Source organism: Paraburkholderia sp. BR13439 (assembly GCF_040948805.1).
Classification (GTDB): Bacteria; Pseudomonadota; Gammaproteobacteria; order Burkholderiales; family Burkholderiaceae; genus Paraburkholderia; species Paraburkholderia youngii.
Window position 1 is genome coordinate 1 of record NZ_JBFPKN010000117.1, and the last position, 1,128, is coordinate 1,128.

Annotated in this window: 1 protein-coding gene; it reads left to right on the forward strand. The window is 60.6% G+C overall.

The features are described from left to right. Positions 1–93: 93 nt before the first annotated feature. On the forward strand, positions 94–1,128 hold a 1,035-nt coding region (locus tag AB3X96_RS42435), incomplete at its 3' end, for an IS5 family transposase (RefSeq protein ID WP_368594403.1).

A 1,128-nucleotide genomic window follows, 5' to 3' on the forward strand; every position in this document is an offset into this window, starting at 1 on the left:
CTAGCAGGCTGTTGAAATACCTCCCGCACACGTCATCCAGGCGGGAGGGGTAAACGTTGAAACAAAGAATCGGACAACACTGAGACTGAAGCGATGCGCGGAGCGGACGGCTATACCGAGTCGATGTTCACGATGTCCAAGCTGGATGACTTTGTTCCGGCCAATCACCCGTTGCGGCCGATTCGGCTGTGGTTGAACGATGCGCTTGCACGCATGGACGCGGTCTTTTCGCGTATGTACGAGAGCGACGCGAGAGGCGGTCGCCCGAGCATCGCGCCGGAGAAGCTGATTCGGGCGCTGCTGCTGCAAGTGCTGTATTCGATTCGCAGCGAACGCATGCTGATGGAGCAAATCTCCTACAACATGCTCTTTCGCTGGTTTGTTGGCCTGGCGATGGACGACGCGGCGTGGGACCACTCCACCTTCAGCAAGAACCGCGACCGACTGCTGGTTCACGACGTCATTGTTAGCCTGTTCAACGAGACGGTCGAGACGGCGCGCGTGCGCGGTTACCTCTCCGGCGAGCATTTCAGTGTCGATGGCACGCTGATTCAGGCCTGGGCGGGACACAAGAGCTTTGTGCGCAAGGCAAAGTCGGACGACGATACGCCGCCTGACGCAGGTGCTGGCCCCCACGAGAACTGGCATGGCGAGAAGCGCAGCAACGACACGCATGAATCCAGCACGGACAGTCAGGCTCGGCTGTTTCGCAAGAGTCGTGGCACGGGCGCGATGCTTTGCTATATGGGGCACGTGCTGACGGATAACCGGTATGGCCTCGTGGTGAACGCGCAGGTAACGCAAGCCAACGGCACAGCCGAGCGAGACACGGCGGCCGAGATGCTTGCGGACGCCGCGCAGTTTGCCGATGCATCGATTACGGTAGGCGCTGATAAAAACTACGACACGGCTGGCTTCGTGGCAACGTGTCGCGCAAATGGCGTGACGCCGCATGTGGCGCAAAACGATGGCCGCGCGGGCGGTTCGGCCATTGACGGACGCACAACGCGCTGGCCCGGCTACGCCATCAGTCAGCGCAAGCGCAAATGCATCGAGCAGGTCTTTGGCTGGAGCAAGACGGTCGGCAGGATTCGGCAGGTGATGTATCGAGGGCTGCAGCGAGTTGAC